This window comes from Halobacteriovorax sp. (genome assembly GCF_041587335.1).
Taxonomy (GTDB): domain Bacteria; phylum Bdellovibrionota; class Bacteriovoracia; order Bacteriovoracales; family Bacteriovoracaceae; genus Halobacteriovorax.
The window spans coordinates 1-24042 of record NZ_JBFGYP010000005.1 but is presented as its reverse complement, the minus strand read 5'-3'; the positions used below and the strand labels follow the sequence as shown (position 1 = coordinate 24042).

At 34.8% G+C, this 24042-nt stretch carries 23 protein-coding genes; 16 read left to right on the top strand and 7 right to left on the bottom strand.

What is annotated here, in order from left to right; translation table 11 throughout:
* Nucleotides 1-3 precede the first annotated feature (3 nt).
* Entirely contained in the window at nt 4-660 is a 657-nt protein-coding gene (locus ABX784_RS01675) for a hypothetical protein (RefSeq protein WP_372651820.1), read from the top strand.
* Here the strand turns inward: ABX784_RS01675 and ABX784_RS01670 are convergent.
* Complete coding sequence (locus tag ABX784_RS01670; protein ID WP_372651818.1) at nt 657-1889, bottom strand: S8 family peptidase; 1233 nt, start codon at nt 1887-1889, stop codon at nt 657-659. The two genes, ABX784_RS01675 and ABX784_RS01670, sit on opposite strands and share 4 nt — an antisense overlap.
* Nucleotides 1890-2260: 371 nt before the next feature.
* Here ABX784_RS01670 and ABX784_RS01665 point away from each other — a divergent pair, with 371 nt between their 5' ends.
* Nucleotides 2261-2479, top strand: a complete 219-nt coding sequence (locus tag ABX784_RS01665; protein ID WP_372651816.1) for a hypothetical protein — start codon at nt 2261-2263, stop codon at nt 2477-2479.
* Here ABX784_RS01665 and ABX784_RS01660 read toward each other — a convergent pair.
* Together ABX784_RS01660 and ABX784_RS01655 are read right to left on the bottom strand one after the other, a co-directional pair.
* A complete protein-coding gene (locus ABX784_RS01660; RefSeq protein WP_372651814.1) occupies nt 2476-3114 on the bottom strand; it encodes a hemolysin III family protein in 639 nt (212 codons plus the stop codon). The two genes, ABX784_RS01665 and ABX784_RS01660, sit on opposite strands and share 4 nt — an antisense overlap.
* 119 nt (nt 3115-3233) lie before the next feature.
* On the bottom strand, nt 3234-3605 hold the full coding sequence (locus ABX784_RS01655) for a TraR/DksA family transcriptional regulator (protein WP_372651809.1): 372 nt from the start codon (nt 3603-3605) through the stop codon (nt 3234-3236).
* A gap of 172 nt (nt 3606-3777) precedes the next feature.
* Here ABX784_RS01655 and ABX784_RS01650 point away from each other — a divergent pair, with 172 nt between their 5' ends.
* Nucleotides 3778-4254, top strand: coding sequence for a flavin reductase family protein (locus ABX784_RS01650; RefSeq protein WP_372651806.1), 477 nt, complete (start codon nt 3778-3780; stop codon nt 4252-4254).
* Nucleotides 4255-4270: 16 nt separating this feature from the next.
* Here the strand turns inward: ABX784_RS01650 and mltG are convergent, their stop codons facing one another.
* On the bottom strand, nt 4271-5302 hold the full coding sequence (gene mltG, locus ABX784_RS01645; protein WP_372651804.1) for an endolytic transglycosylase MltG: 1032 nt from the start codon (nt 5300-5302) through the stop codon (nt 4271-4273).
* Between the two features lie 49 nt (nt 5303-5351).
* Nucleotides 5352-5813: a Holliday junction resolvase RuvX gene (ruvX, locus tag ABX784_RS01640; protein ID WP_372651802.1), complete on the bottom strand. Its 462-nt coding sequence runs from the start codon at nt 5811-5813 to the stop codon at nt 5352-5354.
* Between the two features lie 192 nt (nt 5814-6005).
* Between ruvX and rho the strand changes: the two genes are divergently transcribed.
* The 6 genes from rho (at nt 6006) to ABX784_RS01610 (ending at nt 12519) form a co-directional block, all read left to right on the top strand.
* Entirely contained in the window at nt 6006-7253 is a 1248-nt protein-coding gene (rho, locus tag ABX784_RS01635) for a transcription termination factor Rho (protein WP_372651800.1), read from the top strand.
* 88 nt (nt 7254-7341) lie between these two features.
* Entirely contained in the window at nt 7342-8409 is a 1068-nt protein-coding gene (gene prfA, locus ABX784_RS01630) for a peptide chain release factor 1 (RefSeq protein WP_372651893.1), read from the top strand.
* Complete coding sequence (locus ABX784_RS01625; RefSeq protein ID WP_372651798.1) at nt 8409-9308, top strand: class I SAM-dependent methyltransferase; 900 nt, start codon at nt 8409-8411, stop codon at nt 9306-9308. Before prfA ends, ABX784_RS01625 begins: the two co-directional genes overlap by 1 nt.
* A gap of 9 nt (nt 9309-9317) precedes the next feature.
* Nucleotides 9318-10571 carry a UDP-N-acetylglucosamine 1-carboxyvinyltransferase gene (gene murA / locus ABX784_RS01620; protein ID WP_372651796.1) on the top strand — a complete coding sequence of 418 codons (1254 nt, stop codon included), beginning with the start codon at nt 9318-9320 and terminating at the stop codon, nt 10569-10571.
* Between the two features lie 2 nt (nt 10572-10573).
* On the top strand, nt 10574-10918 hold the full coding sequence (locus tag ABX784_RS01615) for a histidine triad nucleotide-binding protein (RefSeq protein ID WP_372651794.1): 345 nt from the start codon (nt 10574-10576) through the stop codon (nt 10916-10918).
* 83 nt (nt 10919-11001) lie between these two features.
* The gene (locus ABX784_RS01610) at nt 11002-12519 is read left to right on the top strand and encodes a hypothetical protein (protein WP_372651792.1); all 1518 of its coding nucleotides are present in this window, start codon (nt 11002-11004) and stop codon (nt 12517-12519) included.
* Between the two features lie 32 nt (nt 12520-12551).
* Here the strand turns inward: ABX784_RS01610 and ABX784_RS01605 are convergent, their stop codons facing one another.
* A complete protein-coding gene (locus tag ABX784_RS01605) occupies nt 12552-13313 on the bottom strand; it encodes a hypothetical protein (protein ID WP_372651790.1) in 762 nt (253 codons plus the stop codon).
* Between the two features lie 149 nt (nt 13314-13462).
* Here ABX784_RS01605 and ABX784_RS01600 point away from each other — a divergent pair, with 149 nt between their 5' ends.
* Nucleotides 13463-14095: a hypothetical protein gene (locus ABX784_RS01600; RefSeq protein ID WP_372651788.1), complete on the top strand. Its 633-nt coding sequence runs from the start codon at nt 13463-13465 to the stop codon at nt 14093-14095.
* Nucleotides 14096-14181: 86 nt separating this feature from the next.
* Complete coding sequence (locus ABX784_RS01595) at nt 14182-16077, top strand: hypothetical protein (RefSeq protein WP_372651786.1); 1896 nt, start codon at nt 14182-14184, stop codon at nt 16075-16077.
* 1 nt (nt 16078) lies between these two features.
* Here ABX784_RS01595 and ABX784_RS01590 read toward each other — a convergent pair whose 3' ends face one another.
* Nucleotides 16079-16444, bottom strand: coding sequence for a hypothetical protein (locus ABX784_RS01590; RefSeq protein ID WP_372651784.1), 366 nt, complete (start codon nt 16442-16444; stop codon nt 16079-16081).
* Between the two features lie 197 nt (nt 16445-16641).
* Here ABX784_RS01590 and ABX784_RS01585 point away from each other — a divergent pair, with 197 nt between their 5' ends.
* From ABX784_RS01585 to ABX784_RS01565, 5 genes are read left to right on the top strand one after another with little or no spacing between them, the layout of a single operon-like run.
* On the top strand, nt 16642-17802 hold the full coding sequence (locus ABX784_RS01585) for a GNAT family N-acetyltransferase (RefSeq protein WP_372651782.1): 1161 nt from the start codon (nt 16642-16644) through the stop codon (nt 17800-17802).
* A complete protein-coding gene (locus tag ABX784_RS01580) occupies nt 17802-18956 on the top strand; it encodes an acyl-protein synthase (protein ID WP_372651780.1) in 1155 nt (384 codons plus the stop codon). Before ABX784_RS01585 ends, ABX784_RS01580 begins: the two co-directional genes overlap by 1 nt.
* Nucleotides 18957-18959: 3 nt before the next feature.
* On the top strand, nt 18960-21356 hold the full coding sequence (locus ABX784_RS01575; protein WP_372651777.1) for an acyl-CoA reductase: 2397 nt from the start codon (nt 18960-18962) through the stop codon (nt 21354-21356).
* Entirely contained in the window at nt 21353-22597 is a 1245-nt protein-coding gene (locus ABX784_RS01570; protein ID WP_372651775.1) for a phenylacetate--CoA ligase family protein, read from the top strand. Before ABX784_RS01575 ends, ABX784_RS01570 begins: the two co-directional genes overlap by 4 nt.
* Nucleotides 22598-22649: 52 nt before the next feature.
* A complete protein-coding gene (locus ABX784_RS01565) occupies nt 22650-24011 on the top strand; it encodes an HD-GYP domain-containing protein (protein ID WP_372651772.1) in 1362 nt (453 codons plus the stop codon).
* Nucleotides 24012-24042 lie beyond the last annotated feature (31 nt).

Sequence of the window (24042 nt, the reverse complement as noted above, 5' to 3'; positions counted from 1 at the left end):
AATATGGAAGTACAAATAGACCCAAGGAAGGGTAATTCAAATTTTTTAAAATCACCAATTAAAGATATTCAGCGTTGTCAGCAGTGTAGCTCTGTTTTTATTGATAATGGTGAGTGTGAAACTTGTGGTTATCAACTCAATTATGATTTCTTAGGGGATCCTCTTGGCGACAAAAGCTTTTATAGCATTAGAGAGAACTACTGGGAAAACCTAGGCCCATTAACTCGACTACATGAAGACCTTGAGCACTTTGATTCTCCAAAATTTAATAGATATAAAAGAAAGATTCTAATGAGATATAATGTTCTCTTAGATTACTTCTATAATAGAAGCACTTATAGGCTAGAAGATAGAAATCTATACCTTCAAGAATTTACTGACCTTATCATTGAGTTGGTAAAGTACGATGTAAATGAAAAAGAGTTATGGAAGAATGTTGATGAGAGTCCTGAACTTCAAGCACTCTATCAAAAGATAAACGAGTCTATAAACTATGCTAAGGAAGTAAAGGATCAATCTCCATCTCTTCTTTTAAGTTTATTAGATTATAAGGTATTTGGTCTAGTGAGGGTTGGCGTGATAGCGTTTACGTTCTTAGGGGGGCTAGGTGTCGTTTCAGCTGCGCTATCGTTATACCGTTTTATGCTTTTTAATTATTAATTAGTTCTTCTTAAAAAGATCTTTCCTTTTTCGCTCTTCTTATTAAACTTTTGAGCTACTTCTCTTTTTACATTTGAATCTTTTGCAATATTCGTTGGTTGGTTTGACTCTCTTGTAAACTCTGCTGCTAGTGTATGTGCTTTTGAAGCATCTAACCTTCCACCTGAAGAGCATTTTGTAGTAAGTGTAATCTCTTGTTTAGCAGATTTTTTAATAATTAGTTTTAAGTCCTCTGCAGATAGTTGTGGGTAATGAGATTTAATCAATGCAGCTACTCCTGATACAAAGGCAGTTGCTTGACTTGTTCCTGTTAAGTATCCCGATCTACTATGAGGTAGAGAAGACTTAATTCTATACCCTGGAGCAGAGATATCTACTGTCTTCTTTCCATAGTTTGAAGAAGAAAGAACCTGCTTTGTTTGGTTGTGAGCAGTAACAGTTATAATATTCTTTAGTCCGTAACTTGCTGGGTAATAAGCATTATCTTTATTATCAATATCTGATTCTTCATTTCCAGCAGCTGCAACTACAAGAATTCCTTTTTCTTCAGCTTTCTTTAGGATTTCAAGCTCACGTCTGTCTGGCTCTGGTCCTCCACCTGAGTAATTGATTACATCAACACCCATGCTTACTGCGTACTCTAGAGCTTCAATCGTAGAGTTTAGGTTATCTTGTCCATTTGCTGTTTTATTATAGTATTTAAGTGTAAGTATTTTCACTTTTGGAAATACACTTTTTACAATACCGGCCACGTGTGTACCATGACCGTGATCATCATTAGGCTTATTTGCCGCTGTCTTTCCTTTAGAGAAATCAACACCGTAGTTTAGTGCACTTTCATGTCCTTGAAGAACGTGTATATTATTTTTTAGAAATGGGTGATCTGGATCAATTCCTGTGTCGATAACTGCTACAACAATATCTTTCTTTTTCTTGTAGTTTTTCCAAGCTTCAATAAGGTTGATTGAAGACGTTTTATTGTCAGGATCAATTCCCCAGCTCGCGTAGGACGACTTTAGCATGTTGAGATCTAATGATTGTGCATCTCTAACAACAGCTTTACTTGCTTGGAAGTATTTCTTCTTTGTTATCTTCTTAAGCATTGCAGGGGATAGACTAGACTTTCTAGCTGATCCTGAATCGGCAAGTGCAGAGTGAGTAACTAGACTTAGAGATAGGCCTAAGCTTAGAAGTACTTTAATGAGTTTTGGTCTAAGTTGTTTTGACATTAGATTAGTCTCCATCGCAATAATAATCGATTTTTTTAGAAATGTCTCTTTTGAGAACACTTCAGTATTCTCTTGTTATATAAGCAAGGATTGGGCCAATAAATAGCTTATGTATTCAGGTAGTTATCTAAGTGAAGTGTGTAGAAAATTGTCTAACCTTAAGAAAAGTGTATAAAAAATAGGCAATTTGTCGAAGAGGCCGTCTAAAGTTTAGCAGGTCAATATGATGACAAAAGCTTGTGCGAAATGACCCTAGTTTCATTGTGAATGGTCTAACAACTCGAAAATAGATTATCTAAGTTGGCATCTCAATTGCTTTATAGGTAGGTGTGATCACGGATAGATCACAAACTAGTAACAAGGATGTTGAAATGAAATCAGTACTATTATCTCTCTCATTTACTTTCACTGTCTTACTTACAATGACGTCGTGTCAGAGCCAGGGAAGTCGATCGCTTAGAAACCTTGAAGATGTTAGAAGTGAAATCATCTTTAAAAGTGATGCTAGACTCGAAATGGAAGTTGCCAGAGTTGTTAAAACTGCCTCCCAGACTCAATCCGTAGAGTTCTTTGAACCAATAATGAACTAAGATACTTTGATGCAGATGTAGTGGGAGAAACTTCCCGCTAAAACAAAGAGGTGCCATATAGCGTGGGTATAAGGGATTTTTTTTAAGGAATAAAAAATAACTCCTACAGAATAGAAACCACCACCGATTGCTAGCCACTTTATTCCATCTGCTGAAAGTTCTGGCTCTACTTGTGGCCAAAAGAAAACTACTAACCATCCCATCAGTAAATATGTTGATGTGGATATAAGCTTATTAGACTTCTTTACTTTTAATTTATAAACCGTACCCACTAGGGCAATTGACCAAACTATAACAGTAACTAAGGTTCCTGTTTCTCCTCCAACTCTATTGAGCATTAGGGGAGTGTAGGAGCCTGCAATAAGGTAGTAAATACAGATATGATCTAGCTTCTTAAAGAGCGCTTTCTTTTTTTCACTTTTAACCATGTGGTATAACGAAGAAGAAGTGTAGAGAGCGATTAAAGAAAGTCCATATGCGAGATAGCTGATAATGGCCGTATTATTATGGGACTGAATACCTATGATAATTAAAGATATTAGCGCGTAAACTGAGAGGATAACTCCAAGTATATGTGTTAAGTAGTTTGCAATTTCTTCATTCTCAGTATATCCACTGACGTTCTTTGCTTTCATTTATGTACTATATCTGTTTTAAAATAAATTGGTAGGGAATGAGGAGAGTATTACATTAATTTTACATAAAAAAAGGAGCAAATAAATTGCTCCTTAAGTTTAAATTTTATTTTGGAAATTTAGCTTATACGACTGAATCTTCCTTGTTCTCGCTCTTGCTCTTCAGCATGTGTAATACAAAGAGTAGTCCATGGTTGGTTCTCAAGTCTCTTCGCCCCAATAGGGTCATCGCAGTCTTCACAGAATCCATAAGTACCGTCTTCAACTCTCTCAAGGGCTTCCTCTATCGCTCTTAGCTTAGAAAGCTCTCTTTGGCGCATATTGAAAGTAACCTGTTGATTTATCACACTTTGTGCAAGGTCTGTTTCATCAGCTAAATCGTCGCTTGAGATCTTTAGATCTTCAGTTGATTTTAATAGCCCGCCATTAAGAATATCCTGACGTTTTTTTAGTAAAATTTCCTTAAAGTGTTCGAGATTGACCTTTCCCATACTATTCCTCCTTGAATACTTGGCAACAACAATTGGTTTATGTTGAGCATGGTTGGCCCACACAATATTGTAAACATTGGCCGTGTACAATACAAGCTAAAAATTATGCAGGGTGAATAAGCAGGATTTATTGTAATAGAAGATTAAGGCAGTCAGGTAAAAAGGAGTCTTTATGAATAAGAAAGAAGCAGCAAAGGCAATTGGGCATATACCATCAGGTCTATTTATTGTCGCAACATCTGACGGGGGCAAGAGGGAAGGATATCTTGCAAGTTGGGTTCAGCAGGTGAGTTTTGATCCTCTACTTATATCTATTGCTATAAATAAGGATAGACCTGGATATGATGCCATTAAGGCCGGAAAAACATTTACAGTAAACGTAGTGGGTGAGCATGAGATGGGTTACTTAAAGTATTTTTGGAGTGGTTACGATCCAGCAGATTCTCCATTTGATAAAATAGAAAATAGTCTTACAGAGTCGGGTGGACTTGTGTTGAAAGACGCAAAGTCAGTTCTTGAGTGTCGACTTAAAGAGTCTATAGACCCAGGTGATCACGAAATTATTATTGCTGAAGTAACGGCGAGTTATGTTCTAAGTGAAGGTGCACCGATTAAAGTGCACACTAGAGCTACGGGATTAGATTATTAGAAGTCTTTGGGGAGATCTATTTCTTATTTAGATCTCTCCATGATTTTCCCTTTCTATTTTTTGAATTCTTTTGAAATTCATTTACTGCTTTTCTATGTTGTTTGTAAGTTTCAGAGAAGATGTGTGTTCCATCATTCTTACTAACAAAGTAGAGAAATTTATGGGTATCAGGATTTAGAACAGCTTTAATCGATTCTATTCCTGGGTTTGAAATAGGGCCAATTGGAAGAGCTGGAATCTTATAAGTATTATATGGAGTTTTTTCTAAGAGATGTCTCTTTCTTAGGTTTCCATTATAGTTTTCCCATATTCCATAAATTGTTGTTGGGTCAGACTGAAGTCTCATTTTCTTTCTTAATCTATTGTGGAAGACTCCTGCAATTTGAGGTCTTTCAAAGCTAGCGCCAGTTTCTTTTTCTACAACTGAAGCAAGGATAATAACAGAGTGTTTTGAAAGGTTAGTCTTAGAGAAGTCGATCTCAGAGGTTTTATCATTAAAAACATTTATCATTGTCTTAATAACAGTTTTTGCAGGAGTATTTTTTGCAAAGTGATAAGTTTCTGGATAGAGGTAACCTTCTAGTCTAGAAGCAGGAACTCCAAGCGAAGAGACAAAATCAGGATCTTTTGAAAGTTTAATAAACTCTTCTTTATTAGTTATCTTTTCAGACTCTAGAATATCTGCCACTTGATATAAGTTCTTTCCTTCTGGAATAGTTACTGAAACTGTTTGGCCTTTTCCAGTTGTTAGGATATCGATAACCTGAAGCATATTTGTACCAGGCTTAATACTATAGTTTCCGGCCTTAAAGCTACCCATTGTACCTTTAACTTTATTATAGCGATAAAATAGCTTTGAACTATTAATAAGCTCTTCAGTTGCTAGGTGATGATTGATTTTAGCAAAGCCTTCTCCTGGCTTAATTACAAAGACTTTTTCAGGTCCAGTATATTCCCAGATAGCGATAGAGTGATAAACTTTTAGACTTCCTGCTATAATTCCAAGCAGAGGTCCTAACAATAAGATAATAATGTGTTTTTTTGTCATAGTTGTCTCAGGATAATGGGCAATGTCGATCTCGACAAGTCTAAAGAAATTAATTCCTCATGAAGTCTTCTAAGATAATTGTCGCAGCAACTTCATCAATTCTTTTAGGGTCTACCTTAAAGTTAAATTGAGGGGAGTTCATCATTCTTTCTTCTGCTGCTGTAGAACTTAGTGTCTCGTCTTGTTCATAAATATCAATATTAGGAAATTGTGCCTTTAGTTTATCTTGAAATGCACGAACACGTTTAGTCATTTCCGACTCATTCCCATCTAGGTAATAGGGGATACCTAAGACAAGAATTTCAACAAAGTCTTCTTCCACTATAAAGGTGAGTTCTTTAATTAGTTGCTCGTCACTTTGATAAATAACTTTTCCTCTGGCCTGAGGGAAGGGCTCTCTTCCTGGACAATAGCATGCTAGTCCTGTGACTTTCGTACCATAGTCAATAGAAAGGATGTTCAAGCCTTTGAATTTGTTAAAGTTTTTGTAGTTTTCGAATTCGTTTTGCATAGATGAATATTTTTTAGCTAAAATTTTGCTCTGTGGCAAGTATAATCAACTTGACATATTTACGTTGCATCATTGATAATTGAGAAACAAAATCAGTTATAACTTCCCTCGAAATTAATACCTAACAAAGCCTCGGGGCGAGAGAACCACAAATTATAATCCAAAATTAAAAATTATCAGGAGATAGGATTAATGCACCTTAATGACCTAAGAGAAAAGGAAATTAAAGAACTCATTACGATGGGTGAAAAATTAAAAGTAGAAAATGCTTCGGGGATGAAAACTCACGAATTAATTTTTGCTCTTTTAAAAACATCCGCAAAGAACAAAGAAGATATCTTTGGTTCTGGTGTTCTTGAAATCCTTCCAGATGGTTTTGGTTTCTTAAGATCTCCTGGATATAACTACCTACCAGGTGCCGATGATATTTATGTATCTCCAAGTCAGATTAGAAGATTTGGTTTAAGAAAAGGTGACTCTGTTGAAGGTCAAATTAGACCACCAAAAGATAACGAGAGATACTTTGCTCTACTAAAGGTTCAGACTATTAATGGTCAAACTCCTGAAGGGCACAAGAAGACAGTACTTTTTGATAACCTAACTCCTCTTTACCCAGAAAAACAAATCAACCTAGAATCAAAGCCAACTAATTATTCGACAAGAATGATTAACTTATTTGTTCCTCAAGGTTTTGGTCAAAGATGTTTAATTGTGGCGCCACCTAAGGCCGGTAAGACAATGCTTCTTCAAGAAGTTGCAAACTCAATTACAGATAATCATCCAGATGCAAAATTAATTGTTCTTCTTATTGATGAAAGACCAGAAGAAGTAACAGATATGAAGAGAAATGTTCAAGCTGAGGTTGTTTCAAGTACATTTGATGAGCCAGCAAACCGTCACGTTCAAGTAGCAGAGATGGTTCTTGAAAAAGCTAAGAGATTAACTGAAGCAGGTAAGGATGTTGTTATTCTTCTTGATTCAATTACTCGTCTTGCTCGTGCATATAACACAGTAGTTCCTCCATCTGGTAAAATTCTATCTGGTGGTGTTGATTCAAACGCACTACACAGACCAAAGAGATTCTTTGGAGCAGCTAGAAATATTGAAAATGGTGGATCTTTAACAATTATTGCTACAGCTCTAGTTGATACAGGTTCAAGAATGGATGAGGTTATCTTTGAGGAATTCAAAGGTACAGGTAACTCTGAAATTCAACTTGATAGAAAACTTCTAGAGAAGAGAATTTTCCCAGCTCTAGATATTAATAAGTCATCAACACGTAAGGAAGACCTTCTTATGGATCCACTAGATCTACAAAGAACTTATGTTCTAAGAAAAGTTCTTCACCCAATGTCTACGATTGATGCAATGGAGTTTATGCTTCAGAGAGTGACTAAGACTAAGACAAATGCTGAGTTCTTAGAATCTATGAACTCATAAAGAAAAAGATTTTATAAAGTACGCGCCCTTCCATTGTGAAGGGCGTATTTATTTTTGGTTACAATTTTATAGGGAAGTAAGTATGTCGATGTTTGATAAGCTTGATGGAGTTATTGAAAGATTTGAATCTTTAACAGAAAAGTTAGCAGATCCAACGATCTATGACAGACAAGATGAGTTTAAAAAAATCTCGAGTGAGAGATCAAACCTTGAAGAAGTTGTAATCGCATACAAAGACTATAAGCAAATTAAAGCTGATATTGATGAAGCAAAAGAAATGCTTAAAAATGAGAAAGATGAGGATATGAAAGAGATGGCCAAAGAAGTCCTCTCTGAAAATGAGCCTCTAATTGCTCCTATGGAAGAAAAGCTTACAATTCTTCTTCTTCCAAAAGATCCTCTTGATGATAAGAACGTGATGATGGAGATTAGGGCCGGTGCCGGTGGTGACGAGGCCTCTATCTTTGTTGGTGATGTATATAGAATGTACTCCAACTATTTTAGAGACTTAGGTTTCAAATTGGAGCAAGTATCTGTATCTGAGGGTGATGAAGGGATTAAAGAGATAATCTTTTCAGTTTCTGGAGAGAAGGTTTATTCAAAATTAAAGTATGAATCTGGTGTTCATAGAGTTCAGCGTGTTCCTAAAACTGAATCTCAAGGTAGAGTTCACACTTCAACTATTACTGTTGCAGTGATGCCAGAGACAGATGACCTTGAATTTGAATTAGATTTAAATGATGTTCGTATTGATGTTTACCGCTCTGGTGGAGCTGGTGGTCAGTCGGTTAACACTACCGATTCTGCTGTTAGGGTAACTCACGTTCCGACTGGAACAGTAGTGGCGAACCAGGATCAGAAGTCACAGCTAAAAAATAAAGAGAAGGCTCTAAGAATTCTTAAAAATAGAATTTACGATAAAATGCTTCAAGAGAAAAATGCTGTTGAAGCAGCGGAAAGAAAAGGACTTGTTGGTACAGGTGATAGATCTGAGAGAATTAGAACATACAACTTCCCTCAAGGACGATTAACTGATCATAGAATTGGATTAACTCTTTACTCTCTTGATAAAATTATTGAGGGTGATATGGCGCCTGTGACTGATGCATTGATTGCTCACAATCAAGCAGAGCTACTTAAGGGACAAGAAGAGTAATGACTCCAATAAATCTTGGAACATACTTAGAGAAATTTTTCTCTGAAAAAAAGCTCAGACTATCTGAGCTTTATCCAGGGTTATCAATTAATAGATTGAGAGACGAGTTAGAGCAGTATGCAAGACAAAAGAAAATCAATGTCGATGATTTATTTTCCTCTCGCTATATTCCAAGTAATACTAATCCAATAACAAACTTTTTTGATAGTCTAATTAAGGGATATCCTCTTGAATATATAAGAGGGCGTGCTCATTTTTATAAGTCAGAGTTTGATGTATCGGAGATAGTTTTAATTCCTAGAAGTGAAACTGAAATCTTAGTCGAAACAGCTTCTTCTTTTCTAAGAGATTGGATGAAGATGTCAGATGAGAGATTGAGAGTATTAGATATTGGTACTGGAAGTGGTGCCATTATTATATCTCTGATGCAAGAGATGCACAGACCTATTGAAGCATTTGCAACTGATATTTCAAAAGATGCTCTAGAAGTAGCAAGGCGAAATTATTTCAATCTTAGATTTACAATACCTAGAGAATCTTCTCTTAGGTTAATTCATACAGATAGAATGAGTGAGTTATTGGATGAGAAATTTCACCTTATCGTCAGTAATCCTCCATATATAAAGAAACGAGAAGACCGTGATTTTGTACATCACCAGGTCGATACCTATGAGCCACATATTGCCCTTTATCTAGATGATGACAAATATGACGAATGGTTTAGAATACTCTTTAAACAAGTGTTAGGTTCTCTCTATGAAGAGGGGATTTTTATAATGGAAGGTCATGAGGACCACCTAGAAGATTTAGCAAGCGTATGTAGTATGGTTGGATTTTCTTCTGTTCAATTACTTAAAGACTATACAAATAGACACCGCTTTATCTTTGCAAAAAAATAGGAAAGTATTATGGATAAAATAATTGTAGATGGACCATGTAAGTTAGAGGGAAGTGTAAAAATTTCTAAAGCAAAGAATGCTTATCTTCCAATTTTATCAGGGGTTCTATTAAGTGATAAGAAAATTACATTAAATGAAATTCCAAATCTAAGAGATATAAATACTATGCTAACTCTTCTAGGTAACCTAGGTGTTGGGATAGAGAGAGATGGTAATACTGTTGTATTAGACCCATCTACCTTAAACTCTCATGAAGCTACATACGATCTTGTTAAAACGATGAGAGCGTCTATCTTTACTCTTGGACCAATACTAACAAGATTACATAAGGCTAAAGTTTCTCTTCCTGGTGGATGTGCCATTGGAACAAGACCGATTGACTTACATCTTTCAAACTTAGAGAAAATGGGAGCTAAAATCACTTTAGAAGGTGGTTATGTATATGCAGAAACTGATGGCCCTCTAAAAGGAGCTCATCTTGTTCTTGCATTTCCTTCTGTTGGTGCCACTGAGAATTTAATGATGGCGGCCGTTTTTGCTGAAGGAAAAACTGTTATTGAAAATGCTGCTCTTGAGCCAGAGATTGATGATCTTGCAAACTTTCTAAATGCAATGGGTGCAAAAGTATCAGGAATTGGAACTAAGAAAATTGAGATTGACGGTGTTAAGGAGCTTAATGAAGTCAATTACACTGCAATTGGAGATAGAATTGAAGCTGCTACATATATAATGGCAGCACTTGCTACGAACTCAAAAGTTAAGGTTGAAGATTTTGATCCTGAGCACTTAGACTTTGTTATTGATGAATTAAAAAGAATGGGAGCTCAATTTAATATTGGAAAAGACTTTGTAGAAGTTCTTCCAAGTGAGCTGTCATCTTGTAAGATAGATACAGCACCATTTCCTGGTTTTCCTACTGATGTTCAAGCTCAAATGATGGCGCTTGTTACTCAGGTTAAAGGGAGCTCTATCATTACTGAGCATATTTTTGAAAATAGATTTATGCACGTTCCGGAACTAAATAGACTGGGAGCAAATATTGAGCTTAAAGGAAATACTGCCTTTGTTGCTGGAGAGTCCAAGCTAATAGGTGCTCCTGTTATGTGTACAGACTTAAGAGCATCTGCCGCACTTATTATTGCTGCACTTGCCTCTGAAGGGAAGACTGAGATCTCTAGAGTTTATCACCTTGATAGAGGGTATGATAATCTTGCAAATAAATTAACTCAAATTGGAGCTAATATCTCAAGAGTCGCGGAGTAGTTATGAGTGACTGTATCTTTTGTAAAATTATTAATAATGAGATCCCGTCGACAAAGATCTATGAGGATGAATTTGTTATAGGGTTTAAAGATTTAAACCCTCTTGCAAAAGAGCACTACCTTTTTATTCACAGAGAGCATTCAAAAAATATCAATGAAATTTCTGACTCTGACCCGGCTCAATTGAGCGATGTATTTAAGGCCATCTCAACTTTCACTAAAGACTCTGGACTAGCTGAAACTGGTTTCAGAGTTGTTACAAATCAAGGCGCTAATGGCGGTCAGACTGTATTTCATACACACTTTCACGTACTGGGTGGAGAAGTATTAGGCGGGTTTGGTTCATAATTGAATTAGTTCTCTCTCTTTAGTCTTTAGCTAAGGCCATAGAAAATAATTTCCCTCATATTGCTCCTAACTAAGGAGCGAAGATGATTAAATACTTATTGCCATTATTAATTTTAAGTACTCTTATATCTTGTAATAGAAAGAGTGAATTCAAGTCAGTAGAGCTAGGTGACTTTGAAGATATTTCGAACGCTTTATCCTCCACGAAAAGTGAGCCGAAAGAGTCTAAAGCTAGCTTTCCTCTTCTTCAAATTCATCCAAAAAGTAGTACACTTAAGATACTAAATTCTAATGATGAACTAGTTAGTGAACTTGCTATTAAAGTTACTCCAAGTTCTTTTGTTCGAAAGAAACTACTTAGCTTAATTAAAGATAGGTATAGCGAGAGAGTTACTCTTGATGACTTATTTAAAGTTTCTTTCAGTTTATCTTCATCTGAATCTTTTAAAATTTTAAATAAGTATAAATTCTCAGATCTAAATAACTTAAGAGGAGTCATCAGCTCTACATCTTATATTAAATATGAAAATTCAGGTTTATTAACATATCTCAACTATAGGTCAGGAATAGAAAACAATAATGAATTCTTCTCTGATTTTGAACTTGAAAATAGCGATGATCAAACTGAAGGGTTTGAATATGGAGCAAAGCCAAATGAGGCATATGAATTTAAATTACCTCCTCTTGTATTAAAGGATCTATTTAAGAATATTACTAAAAATAATGAAATTGTTTATAGCTTAGAGGAGTTTTCTCTAGAAAATACTAGTGTTACAAATTGGAAGACTGAGATCCTAGAGAAAGGGAGTGTCTTAATTATTTCAGAAGAAGACTCTCAGAAGTCTCTGTTTATCGCTAATAATACTAGTGTCGAAGATACTTTAAAGAAGAATAATATTGCCCTAAGCTCTATCTCTTCTCATAAGAAGATTAACTTTATAAAGTTTAATGAAAAAATTGCTCGTGGAGAAGTCATTGCTCTAGTTAATGATCAAAGTGAATTTGATTTGAGTGAAAAAGTTTTTTCTGAATATCAGAATGTGAAGGAGATCAGATTCACTAAAATTAAAAATAAAAATGCACATCTATATATACAGCTAAAAGGAATTAATCATAAGCTTATTCATTGGTATAAACCAGAAAGACTTTTGTCTCTTACAAATGGAAGTGGGTTTCATCATAGAAGTTGTAATGTTAGTAGAAGAAAGGTTGAAAAGTCTGCAATAACATTAGTTCCTAAAAAGGAGAAGTTGTCATTTTCAATAAATTATAATGGAATAAATAGAAGTATTGATTCATTAATCAAGTCTGGTGACATTAAAGTCGAGCTGAATGAAAACTCTCTTCATTTCATTCTTTTAGATCTACCTGGGATGAGTGATAGGACCGAAGTACTTTTTCAAATAAATTCAACTCTAGCTTTAACTAATATTGCTCAAGATAAAGGGCAATGTGTTCTAAAATACTCATCTAGAACTTATGACGTTGAAGGTGCTTATGAGACGGTGATTAGAGAAGAGGTATTTGAATCTTTTAAGCCCTCAAGTCGAAAACAGATGGTTGGGATTGAAAAGAGTATGAATATTATAACTGTACTCTAGATTAAAAGGCCCTATAGAAAGGGCCTTTATTCTTATTTTATATTTTCTGAAAGTCCTGTAAATAGAGCGCCTAGAATTGCTTTTTGCATTCTACTTAGCTCATATACTTCTGCCATTATTACAACAGGGCTCTTTTTGATTGTTGCTGTGATCACTACTTGTCCTTTCTCTTCAGAGTATTCAGCAATATCAAATGTATTGTTGAACTCTTTTTCGTAATTAGACATAATTTTAGCTTCTAGCTCCCCACCTTCTGTAGGGTTTGGAAGTCTCTCACCTTCAACTTTTACTTGGATGAGTTTATTCTTTTCATTATCTTTCTTTGCTATCTGAATATCATTGAAAATTATTCTGACAGACTTCGCACCAAGGTTAGACTTTAGGATGAACCAAAGTTCTTCAAAGAATGTTGTTCTATCATTTGGCCATAGACCATTTAAATGAGTGATAACTTTAAATAGCTCCTCTAAAAGAGTTACATTATTTTGAAGAAGCCAATTGTTGTGGACTCTTGAAAAAATACTTTGTGTTTCTTCTAGAGACAGTGACTGAAATGAGTCAAAGTCAGAGTTGATTTCTTTCAAAGATCTAATTGGAAAATATTTACTGTCTTCTAGGAGAGCAGATTTAAGGTCTTCATTTTCAAGTTGATCTTCATCGTAAAAGAGCGCCTGTAGATTAGTATTTTTTAATTCACTTAAGTCTAAAACCTTTCCATTATCATCTTCTCCATCATTAAATGATCTTAACAAAAATTGGTTTTCTGACTTAATTAAACCTAGATTAAATTCCATACGTTCTTCCTATCGATGACTTTATTAAAGTTGAGCAAAATTCTATCCTATAGTGTTGAAATTGTGAATGATTGATTGAATATTTGATGCCTAGGGGATGAAATTGCACGGGGCGTTGCTTATCTTTAGCTATGTTAGAATATATTGATATGAAGTTTATACTACTTTCACTTTTATTCTTAATTTCCTTAAATACCTATTCTCAGGACGAAAGGAACTTTCGCGACTTGTTTAAGGCCGAATTAGATAAAGAGGTAAGGGAAGACTCTACAGAAGACTCAAAATACGTAGTTAATACGCCTCTTTATAAAATAGATCTTGATGGTGACTATCGTAAAGAGTCAATATTTTATGAGTTTAAAGATGGGATGTCGTGGATCCATTTCTTAAATTACGATGAAAGTAGGCTTAAATCCTTTAAGTTGGATGTTAATGGTTTTGGAGCAAAGGTATACAAAGTTAGGGTTCGAAATCTATCCAAGGACGTTTTAGGTCTTGTTTTCTTTTTCTATGAGGGGCTGACTAAGTATACTGAAATGAATTCAACAGTAAGGCTTTATTTTGTGACCATCGACAGTAAAAACCTTTCAAATATATACATGGAAAAAGGGCCTATTTTTTGGGAGGAGAAGAGAACTCACCAGGGGCACTACTTTCAAAGGCCGAATAAATTAAGCTTTGTAGATTTTAATAAGAATGGGACTAAGGAAATTTTAATCAAACAAGGCAATACAGCTAGTGTATTTATGTATCTTAAGAAAGGTAAGTGGTTGAAATTCTGAATATTTTCTTCATTTTTCTTCCTTAAGAAAATACAGACATTTCCGATAAGTTTAATAGTTTATTATTCTTTAGAAATGGAACTTTCATGGTCATTAAAAAAATACTCCTTTTTTCTTTATTTTTGATTTTAGCTTCTTGCGCTTCTCCTTCAAAAAATAATAGAGGAGTCGCCTCTTTAGATGAAGCAAAACCGTCGGAGAAGGGAAGCTGTGGCCAAATCATGAGCGGCTTCATAAAGGGAAGAAAAATAGTTAATAAAAATGGGCTAGGGGATCTATTCCCAGGTGAAAGTAAGTATAGTCCTGCTGAGTTATCGCAAGTTCAAAAAGTAAGCGATAAAATTGGCGATGAACTCATTAGTAAGATCCCTAATAATAGAATTGAGCGTGACTTTCAAACCTTTGCTTATTCAAAACTTATTCAAGATAACCTTAAAGAGATTGACCCTGTTGAGTACAACACATGGTTTAGACTTAATGTAGATTCTGTTGTCGCTAAGTTTGATGAAGACAAAAATATTAGTGATACATTTGATGAAACTTTAGATGCATTTAAAGAGTGGAGAGCTGGCAATGGTTTTTCATTCAAGAATATGTTGAAGCTAAAGAATGGAACAAATGAGAGTAAGCAAGTCTTAAAGAATTTAGAAGAATCAGCAATGGCAGATTACAATGCAATCATAGGAGCTAAAATTAATAGCTATGATACCTATCAAGACTTCTTAGATGATAGTGTTGCTGCAATATCTAATTTTAATCTTTTTGAAGAAAACTTCCAAGGTCCAGGTTATTTACGTTGGTTATCTGAGAATCACTTTCTATCAGAAGATGTTTTCTTAAAATTAAAAAATGGTGCTGATGATGATCAGACTCTTGGAGACTTATTATCAAATAACTATCTTGAGTACATACCATTCTCAAAGAAACCAGAAATGCCTAAAAAGTCTATTAAAGAGAAAATAAGAGACTATGCAATTGATATGTTCACTAAAAAGAAGAAAGACATTGATGAATGTGGTGGTGATCCTGATTGTGCTCTTAAAGAAACAAAATCAATATTTCAAAGGATGCTTGGCGCTGACGACCTGAAAAAGAACTTTAGCTGCCTAAGACAATTCCCTCAGGCCAGAAATGCTATGTATGCAGACTTTGTTGTTACATGGTCTATGCTTGGGTATCTCTATAAGAATAATGAAGAAAACTTTGAGAGATTTCCTTGGGAAGTAGTTACTAGTGGTCTAATTTTTACTCCTATTATGTCAGAAGTTAATTGTCAGGCCTCTTTTCAAACTAGAAATGCATTTGGCGGACTTGTTAATATTGCAAAACAACCTTCTAAAACAAGAGCTTTTCTAAAGAATTGGAGAAGAGTTACTGGAGTAAGTATTGCTTCGGGAGTAGGGCTAGTAGGATTAGGTCTTGGATTTAATCAACTCTATGCTGCTCTTGGACACCCTGTTGAAAACTCAGAGTCTCTTCAAGAACAGATGAGAATGTTACCATTTATGTTTATGTGGTCGGGAGTTCTTGGTGGACTAAAAAATATAGCTGTACTTAATCCACTTAAGCATAAAGTCATACCTAAGCTTGCAGCGATGATTCAATCTAAGACTGGTATTGCTTCAGGATCTGCGATTTCATTAACTGCGATGAATGTCGCTCTAGTAAGTGCAAATGAGTACTATAGTAGTGTTAGTTTTAATGAAATATGGAGATATTATATTATCCCTAAATACTTAGAAATGATTGGCTATGATTCTCCTGGAGATCAGGATCTTAAAGGTGATACTAGAGTTGAGGCCTTCGATGCCAATACTGATATTTTTATTACTGAATATGAAGAAGGTGTAAAGACATCGGTTAAGGTTGAGAAGTCTTACGATGATGAAGGTAAAGAGTATATCAAAGTAGAAGATATAAATATTGAAATTCCAGATTACTTTTTAGAAGAGTCTGTAAGTGAAGTACCTAAGGCCGAATAAGTTAAGAGGCCTTAGGAAAGTTCATATCGTCATCGTCATTATTATCTCTTTTAGAGTCTAGATCAACAATGTTTGAAGGTATCTCTTCATCAAGATCTTTAACACCTTTCATTAAGCCTAACCAAACAGCAAGAGGTAGTAAGCAAACCATTAGGATCACAATGTACTTATTAGTTGTTGATCTACTATCTTCAAGCGTTTCTAGGTTTGTCTCTTTTACGGTATTCTTTTTAATTGGTGCTACTTTCTTTGTTTTTCCATCCTGTGAGAAATCGAAGGGAACTGCTTCTGAAGGTGGGACATCTTCATATTGATCAATAGATATTCCTGTGACGGGCTCAACTGCTGGTCCCCTGGCAAAAGTCATCGTACTGCTAACAAAAGTTAGCAAAAGGAATAAAATTAGTTGTTTGTTGATTTGTATCATATATAACCACTTGAAAGTATGTTATGCCTATCTAATAAAAGCCTAAATATTTTTCATGAATATTTAGCGAGGCTCTACTATATGATACATGGCAATGTGATCTAGTTTTAGTGAGAAAATTTCACCCTTGGAGACCTATGAATACAGTGATTGAGCACGCGAAGCTAAGTGATACTAATGAGTTACTATCACTCTATTTATCTGTATATGGTGAAGACTATCCTCTAGATATTGGAACAAAACGCTCCGTTATGGAGGAAGCGCTCTCAAATCCTGACAAAAACTATTGGTATGTGATGAGATGCGATGAGACTGGGCAAATTGTTGTTTCAGGAATCATTCAAATTGAAGAAGAAAATAAGATTGGGAAATTGTCAGGTGTTGCTGTTCATGAAAACTTTAGAAAGCACGGACTTGCTACAGGATTTATAGGTTATGTTGTAAATGAAGTACTTAGAGAAAAGAAGTTAGTAAATTCAATATATGCAACTGCTAGAACAATATCTCACTCTTCGCAAACAATGTTAATGAAGAACGGTTTTCTCCCATTAGGCTTCTTCCCAAACTGTAGAAGAATAAAAACTTACGAGACCTTAGCACTCTTAGCAATATTTTCAGATGGTGTACTAGAAAAGAGAAAGAGGCCTACCGTTGTTCCAGAGTCTGTGGAGCCATTTTATTCTCTTGTTGAAAAACAAGTCACAGGCAGTGATATTGTTTTTGAGAAAGCAACTTGTCCCATAAAAAAAGATCACAAGTTTCATGACTTAACTTCTAAAGAGGGAGAGTTTGAATTTATTTTTGCTAAAAACTTTGTTGAAAAAAGGTTTAATGAAACTTTTGAAAAAGATAAAGAGTCTGTCTTTTATCCCTTTCATAGGCCAAACCTATTAATTTCAAATATGGAAGAGGGGATTGAGATCTTTGCAGCTTTTAGTAAGAAGGATCATTACTGCGTGATAATTACAGCGAATAAAAGCATTATGACTTTAGGTGATAAGATTAATAAAATGCTTTTTGCTATGAAAGAAGTAGGAATCTACTATGTTGAAACTATGGTTCGCTCTGATCGAAGTGATCCATTGTTCTTTTTAACAGAGAATAACTTTCTCCCTTCTGCTGTCTACCCAGCGATGAGAGTCGAAGAGGGAGTTGCTCAGGACTACATCCTACTGGCAAGAACGATGGTGCCTCTAGACTTTAGTGAACTATCTATCCACAAATCATTTAAACCATACTTAGATCAATACGCTAAACAATGGATTGATATGCATCTTAATATTTTAAGGATTGAATAATGACTGATATAAAAGTTCCAAACGAAGAAATGTTAAAGTCTGTAGGGGAGCTCTGTTTGAGCGAAGTCCCATATAAAGACTTTTATGAATCTGATCAATTGTTTATTGAAGCAATGAAAGAGAATATTGCTTGGCACTATAGCAGAAATAGTTTTTATAAAAAGCTAATTGATACTGAACAATTAGATGTGGAAAAGCTAAAGGACATTAAAGATCTAGAAAAGATTCCTTACGTTATAGCAAACTTCTTTAAATATCATGAAACAAAGTCTGTGTCTGAAGAAGAGGTATATCTTCATTTAACATCTTCCGGTACTACGGGACAAAAATCTCAAATATTCTTTGATGAATGGACTATTCAGTCTGCTCAAAAAATGGTGGATAGTATTTTCAAGTCGTACCATTGGGACTCTTCAGAGAAAACAAACTATCTTCTATTTACATATGAACCTGAAGAAGGAAGTAAACTTGGAACTGCTTATACTGATAACTTTCTTTGTAAGTATGCACCGATAAGTAAAGTAAAGTATGGACTTAGATACTTAGGAAAAGAAGAGGGGCATAAGTTTGATGTCTTTGGATGTATTGAGACTCTAAAAAAATATGAAGGAGAGGGGCTTCCTGTTCGAGTTTTTGGATTTCCAGCCTTCTTTTACTTCACTTTAACAAAAATGAAAGAGTTAGGACTTGCTCCTCTTAAATTGAATAAAGACTCTCTTGTCTTCTTAGGAGGAGGCTGGAAAGGAAATCAAGATAAAGCAATTTCTAAGAAAGATTTCTACGCCCTTTGCGAAGAGATGCTTGGGATTCCAAATGATCGTTTACGTGATGGTTTTGGCTCAGTTGAACATTGTATTCCGTACATAGAGTGCGAGGAACATAATTTTCATATTCCCATTTGGTCTCGAGTATTGATTAGAGATGTAGAAACTCTAGAGGTTTTACCGGATGGGGAGGCTGGCTATTTGAATTTAATTTCTCCGTATATTACATCTGTTCCCGCAAATAATATTTTAATGGGAGATCTAGCGATTAAAAGAAGTGATTGCAAGTGTAACCTCAATACTCCTTGGTTTGAAATATTAGGTCGGGCGGGTATTTCTAAGAATAAGAGCTGCGCTGTTGCCGCAAGTGAATTGTTGAGTAAGGTGTAGATGATGAAAGTATTTATAAATGGTCAATACTCAGAAAATGTAAATATAGAAAATCTCAAGAGTTCTGTTTACAAGGCCCTGGATGTAAGTCTTCCTATTTGTTCATTAATTAAAGTGATTGATAAGTTTTCTAGATCATTAGAGAGTTTAAATATTGATGATGATCTAAAAAAAGAAATATCAAACTTTTGTAGTAAGTCAGAGCTTGAGCATAAGCTCGTGTCTGAACTGGGCTCAGTGGAACCTTTTAATGTAGTTAAGAGAAGCTTTAAAGAAGATGAGATGGAGTCATACTATCCTCTTGGCACATTACTGCATATAACGTCTTCAAACTCTGAGGGGTTATCATTTTTGGCCCTTGTTGAGGGATTACTTTCATGCAATACCAATATTTTAAAGTTAAGTAGAAGAGATAGTGACCTTTGCTTTCAATTAGTTGAGCATCTCGTATCCTTTGACTCGAGTGGTTTATTAAAGAGTAAAATCATTATTCTACAAGGTCATGATATAGACCTTAGTGAGTTGATTGAACTAAGTGATGGTATTTCTTGTTGGGGAGGAGATAGTGCTCTCAATACAATTAAGGAGCTTGTCCCAAGCTCGAAGAGATTTATCACTTGGGGACATAAAATATCTTTTTCTTTAATTGATCTAAGTAAGGACTTGGAAAGAAAAGCTGAATTGTTGAAGAATGAAATAATAGATAATGATCAACAGGCCTGTTCAGCACCTCAGGTTTGTTATATTTTAGATGCTAAATTTAAAGATCTTAAAGAGTTTTCAAAATTATTAAATCAAAAATTCGAAGAAAGTAATAGTTTTGAAAACCTTCAGCTAGATATTCAGCAGAAGGCCGAACTAACAAATTATAATCAATTATTAAAGTTAGAATCTTTAATAGAGAATAAAGAAGTTATAGTTGGGAAAAACCATCAGTGGAGAATATATATTGAAGATGATTCAAGCTTTAAACCGTCTCCGTTAAATAGAACAATATGGATTAAGCCAATTCGTAGTGATGAAATATCCTCAACATTTAAGCAACACCGAGATTATTTGCAAACAGTAGGTGTTTCAATAGATCCTAGTCGAGTAGACGTTATTTCAAGTTTATTAAATTCTGGGGTTACAAGAGTAAGAGACCTTGGACGTATGCAGGAGTCATATTCTGGAGAGCCCCATGATGGTGAGTATGCCCTCAGAAGGTTTGTTAAGAAAGTTAGTGTCGATCTCGAATTTCTTAAAGATAACTTTAGACTGGATGAGAGAATTGAAAAAAAGCAAAATATAGATAAATCTCTCAAAGTAATGAGTAAAGAAGACTTTCAAAATTTAGATATTGATAAGTCTTTCAATCACTTATTCTTTAGAAGTGGAGGAAGTTCGGGGAAGCCTGCAATATCGCCTTTTTCATATAATTCATATCATGTTCAAATGTCTGCAGCTGCTGAAGGTCTTCTTGCTGCAGGGTTGAACCCTAAGACTGATCGCTGTGCAAATCTCTTCTTTGGAGGAGGTTTATATGGTGGATTTATTAGTTTCTTTACAATACTAGAAATAATGGAAGCTATTCAATTTCCTTTAGCAGCCTATGAAGACAAAGAGTTTGTAGCAAAAACAATTGTTGAGCATAAAGTTGATACTATTTTAGGTATGCCGTCTTATATTATGGATCTCTTTTCTGAACAAGCAAGTATATTAAAGAACTCTTCTGTTAAGAAAATCTTCTTTGGTGGAGAGCACTTCCCAAATGCACAAAGAGAAACTCTTAAGAATGAATTTAATATTGAAAGTATAATGTCTGCAAGTTATGGATCTGTTGATGCTGGACCTCTCGGATTTCAGTGTCCTCACTGTGTAGGGTCTGAGCATCATTTAAATGAAAGTATTCAACAATTAGAAATATTAGATTTAGAAAGAGACGAGGCTGTAACTGATGGTGAAGTTGGTCGTCTTGTTTTTACTTCTAAGGCCCGAGATACCATTTCAATTAACCGCTACGATCTTGGTGATTTAGGTCGTATAATCTCTGGCGATTGTGAGTGTGGAAGAAAGAACCTGAAGTTTGAGCTACTTGGTCGATATGGAGATATCTTTAGGGCCGGGGGAACTTTTTATAATTATACAAAGATTCAAAGAATACTTTCAGAGAACTTTTCATATGAAGATATTGTTCAAATTACAATTTCTAATACAGATGGAAAAGATCACATTGATATGCGTTTAAAGAATAAAGAAATAGATAATGATTATTTTATTTCCTTATATAAAGATCTACATGAAGGTTTAGTTCTTGAGAAAACGGTTACCTTTTCTTCAAGAAGTAGTGATAGTGATGAATTTGTTCACTCTAATAATAGTGGAAAAACATTAAGAGTTATTGATAAGAGGTCCATTTGAGTAATCGTTTAGAAGAGCATATTAATTTTGTTAGAGAGCATTCTGAATTTTATAGAAATCTATATTCTAATGTAGATAATGAATCATTCTCAATTACTGACTTTCCAATCCTTTCTCAGGATGAATATTGGGAGAGTAATAGATTGGATCATAATACTATTTTAACTTCTGACCAGAAAGACGGAGTTGTATTTAAGAGTGGAGGGACAACTGGAGCTCCAAAATCTAGTTTTTTCACTCAAGAAGAATGGGAAGTTTTTACAGATGATTTCTCTTTTGGAATGAGTCACTTAAATTTAAAAAAAGGGGATCGCTGCGCAAATCTTTTTTACTCGGGAGATTTATATGCATCATTTCTTTTTATAAATAAAAGTGTTGAGAAGCTAGATGAGAAAGTAGTTCAGTATCCAATTACTGGGCAAACTGGACTTGAAGAAAGTCATAAGATTATTAAAGACTTTAATATAAATGTTTTATTTGGTGTTCCTACTTCATTACTTAATTTATCTAATCAATTTAAAGAGTCCTACGATAAAATAGATCAAATCTATTATGGAGGGGAGCCACTTTTTGAAGATCAGCGAGCTATGCTCTCTAAGAAGTTTCCTAAAGCGCATATTTCATCTATTGGGTATGCTAGTGTTGACGGCGGACAATTAGGCTATGTTGATAGCAGCTGCTCCCTAGGTGAACATAGAGTTTTTGATAATACTTATATGGAAATTATTGACCCTGAAACTGATGAGGTTATCTCTGAGATAGGGAAGGCTGGAAAACTTGTTTTTACTAATCTTTCCAGACGTCTAATGCCTATTGTTCGTTATCCTGTTGGTGATATGGCAACTTGGACTGAACTAGGGAAGAAGTTCAATCTTCTAGGGCGCTCTGATGAAGGGGCAAGGATAGGGCCTGTTACTGTGACTAGAGAAGATGTGCTTTCTACTCTAAAGAGGATGGACAGTGATCTTGATGTTCAGAGTATTCAACTTGTAATTAGTAGAGAATCTGGCAAAGATTATTTGCATATATACTTAGGTGTAAAAGATAAAGATAATCTTAATATTGATGAAAGCATTAGTTTTTTTATAGATAGCTTTTACCTTGAGAGGCCAATGTATCTGAAAGAGAAGACTTCAGGGACTATTCTAGACTTGAGAACTTCAATAGTTTTAGTTGAAAATTTGGCCAAGAATCCACGTACAGGTAAATTAAAATTAGTCGTCGATGAAAGGTTTGCTTAATCTAAGTGAATATAATTAAACCGTGATATTATTAGATATCACGGGGTATAAATTGAAAGTTTTATTAGCGCAAAGTAATCAAAGAATTAAGGATCGTCTTAATCTATATTTAGATAATTTACCTACTGTTGTTGAGGTTTTCGAAGTCTCGTCATACTCTGAACTCCAACAGAAGCTGTCTGAAGACCCCTCTATAGACGTCACTATTGCTTGTCATTTAAGTTCTAAATTTGAAGGGATGAAGATCGCTAGTTTTCTTCTAAACGATCATAAAAGTGATCTCATTATAAATACGGTGGAGTCTTTAGAAGACGCACTCGAGTTTAAATCATTCACAAAGTTGGACTCTAGAGCGAATATTATTCCAAATGATATAAATTGTGAAAACTTCCAATACCTAGTTTTAGATATATTGAAAAAAAGAAGAAATATAGATTTCAAATATACTGAAGAGGTATATAGGAAGGTTCGATTATCATACTTTCTCAGATTTAATAAAGTTCTCTGTGATGTCTTTATCAAAATTAATGAAGATAAGTATATAAAGGTACTAAAGAAAGATGATTTCTATTCAAGAGATGATCTTCATAAGTATCGTGAGAAAAATATTAAGTTCTTATATATTCAGTCAGAAGATTATGATGAATTCGGCACTAGTTTGGCAGAGACTCCTTTTTTAATTGAAGATAAGAATTTAGATCCAGAGTATGTCGATGATGCCGTTATTAATACTCTAGATATTGTACATGAAATGGTTCTCGAGTCAGGTCTTACTGATGAAGTTATAAATCTCGTCGACTATACGGTTTATCAAATAGAGAGTAACTTAGAGAATGATCGTGTGCTAGATAGGTTGCTATCATTACTTAAAAATCGAAAAGACTACTTACTAGATCACAGCTATATGATTGCTTACTTTTCAAATGCTATATGCTCTTTTATGGAGTGGGACTCTGAAGAGATAAGAAAGAAGCTTAGTTATGCTTCTATCTTACAAGATGTTTGCTTGAGCGATGCTAAAATGGCCCTCACAATAAACTTACAAAAAGCTGAGATGGCCGACTATACTCGTGATCAGATAGAACACTATAAATCACATCCGCAACAAGTTGCTAATATAGTACGTGAAAATGATTCAATTCCAATAAATGTAGATGAGATACTGCTTTCGCACCATGAGAATCCTGAAGGAAATGGGTTTCCAAGAGCTTTAAGTCATCATAGAGTTACTCAGCTCTCTGCTCTTTTCATTGTTGCCCATTCTTTTGTTGATGAGCTTTACCGCGAAGAGTTTGATTTAACTCAGATTCCAAATATCTTAATTAGGATGGAAGATAGGTTTGCAAAAGGAAACTATAGAAAACCAATGGAAGGGCTATTGAACGTTTTTCAATCGTCTCTTGAGATACTCTAGTAGATTGAGAGATTCATCTCTTCGTCTACTC

What these genes read in the sequence shown, in the direction of transcription:
- ABX784_RS01675 (WP_372651820.1), top strand. Translation starts at nt 4, where the DNA reads ATGGAAGTACAAATAGACCCAAGGAAGGGTAATTCAAATTTTTTAAAA.
- ABX784_RS01580 (WP_372651780.1), top strand. Translation starts at nt 17,802, where the DNA reads ATGACTGATATAAAAGTTCCAAACGAAGAAATGTTAAAGTCTGTAGGG.
- ABX784_RS01610 (WP_372651792.1), top strand. Translation starts at nt 11,002, where the DNA reads ATGATTAAATACTTATTGCCATTATTAATTTTAAGTACTCTTATATCT.
- ABX784_RS01600 (WP_372651788.1), top strand. Translation starts at nt 13,463, where the DNA reads ATGAAGTTTATACTACTTTCACTTTTATTCTTAATTTCCTTAAATACC.
- ABX784_RS01615 (WP_372651794.1), top strand. Translation starts at nt 10,574, where the DNA reads ATGAGTGACTGTATCTTTTGTAAAATTATTAATAATGAGATCCCGTCG.
- ABX784_RS01575 (WP_372651777.1), top strand. Translation starts at nt 18,960, where the DNA reads ATGAAAGTATTTATAAATGGTCAATACTCAGAAAATGTAAATATAGAA.
- ABX784_RS01590 (WP_372651784.1), bottom strand. Translation starts at nt 16,444, where the DNA reads ATGACTTTTGCCAGGGGACCAGCAGTTGAGCCCGTCACAGGAATATCT.
- ABX784_RS01595 (WP_372651786.1), top strand. Translation starts at nt 14,182, where the DNA reads ATGGTCATTAAAAAAATACTCCTTTTTTCTTTATTTTTGATTTTAGCT.
- ABX784_RS01660 (WP_372651814.1), bottom strand. Translation starts at nt 3,114, where the DNA reads ATGAAAGCAAAGAACGTCAGTGGATATACTGAGAATGAAGAAATTGCA.
- ABX784_RS01670 (WP_372651818.1), bottom strand. Translation starts at nt 1,889, where the DNA reads ATGTCAAAACAACTTAGACCAAAACTCATTAAAGTACTTCTAAGCTTA.
- ABX784_RS01605 (WP_372651790.1), bottom strand. Translation starts at nt 13,313, where the DNA reads ATGGAATTTAATCTAGGTTTAATTAAGTCAGAAAACCAATTTTTGTTA.
- ABX784_RS01650 (WP_372651806.1), top strand. Translation starts at nt 3,778, where the DNA reads ATGAATAAGAAAGAAGCAGCAAAGGCAATTGGGCATATACCATCAGGT.
- ABX784_RS01655 (WP_372651809.1), bottom strand. Translation starts at nt 3,605, where the DNA reads ATGGGAAAGGTCAATCTCGAACACTTTAAGGAAATTTTACTAAAAAAA.
- ABX784_RS01665 (WP_372651816.1), top strand. Translation starts at nt 2,261, where the DNA reads ATGAAATCAGTACTATTATCTCTCTCATTTACTTTCACTGTCTTACTT.
- rho (WP_372651800.1), top strand. Translation starts at nt 6,006, where the DNA reads ATGCACCTTAATGACCTAAGAGAAAAGGAAATTAAAGAACTCATTACG.
- ABX784_RS01585 (WP_372651782.1), top strand. Translation starts at nt 16,642, where the DNA reads ATGAATACAGTGATTGAGCACGCGAAGCTAAGTGATACTAATGAGTTA.
- mltG (WP_372651804.1), bottom strand. Translation starts at nt 5,302, where the DNA reads ATGACAAAAAAACACATTATTATCTTATTGTTAGGACCTCTGCTTGGA.
- prfA (WP_372651893.1), top strand. Translation starts at nt 7,342, where the DNA reads ATGTTTGATAAGCTTGATGGAGTTATTGAAAGATTTGAATCTTTAACA.
- ruvX (WP_372651802.1), bottom strand. Translation starts at nt 5,813, where the DNA reads ATGCAAAACGAATTCGAAAACTACAAAAACTTTAACAAATTCAAAGGC.
- murA (WP_372651796.1), top strand. Translation starts at nt 9,318, where the DNA reads ATGGATAAAATAATTGTAGATGGACCATGTAAGTTAGAGGGAAGTGTA.
- ABX784_RS01625 (WP_372651798.1), top strand. Translation starts at nt 8,409, where the DNA reads ATGACTCCAATAAATCTTGGAACATACTTAGAGAAATTTTTCTCTGAA.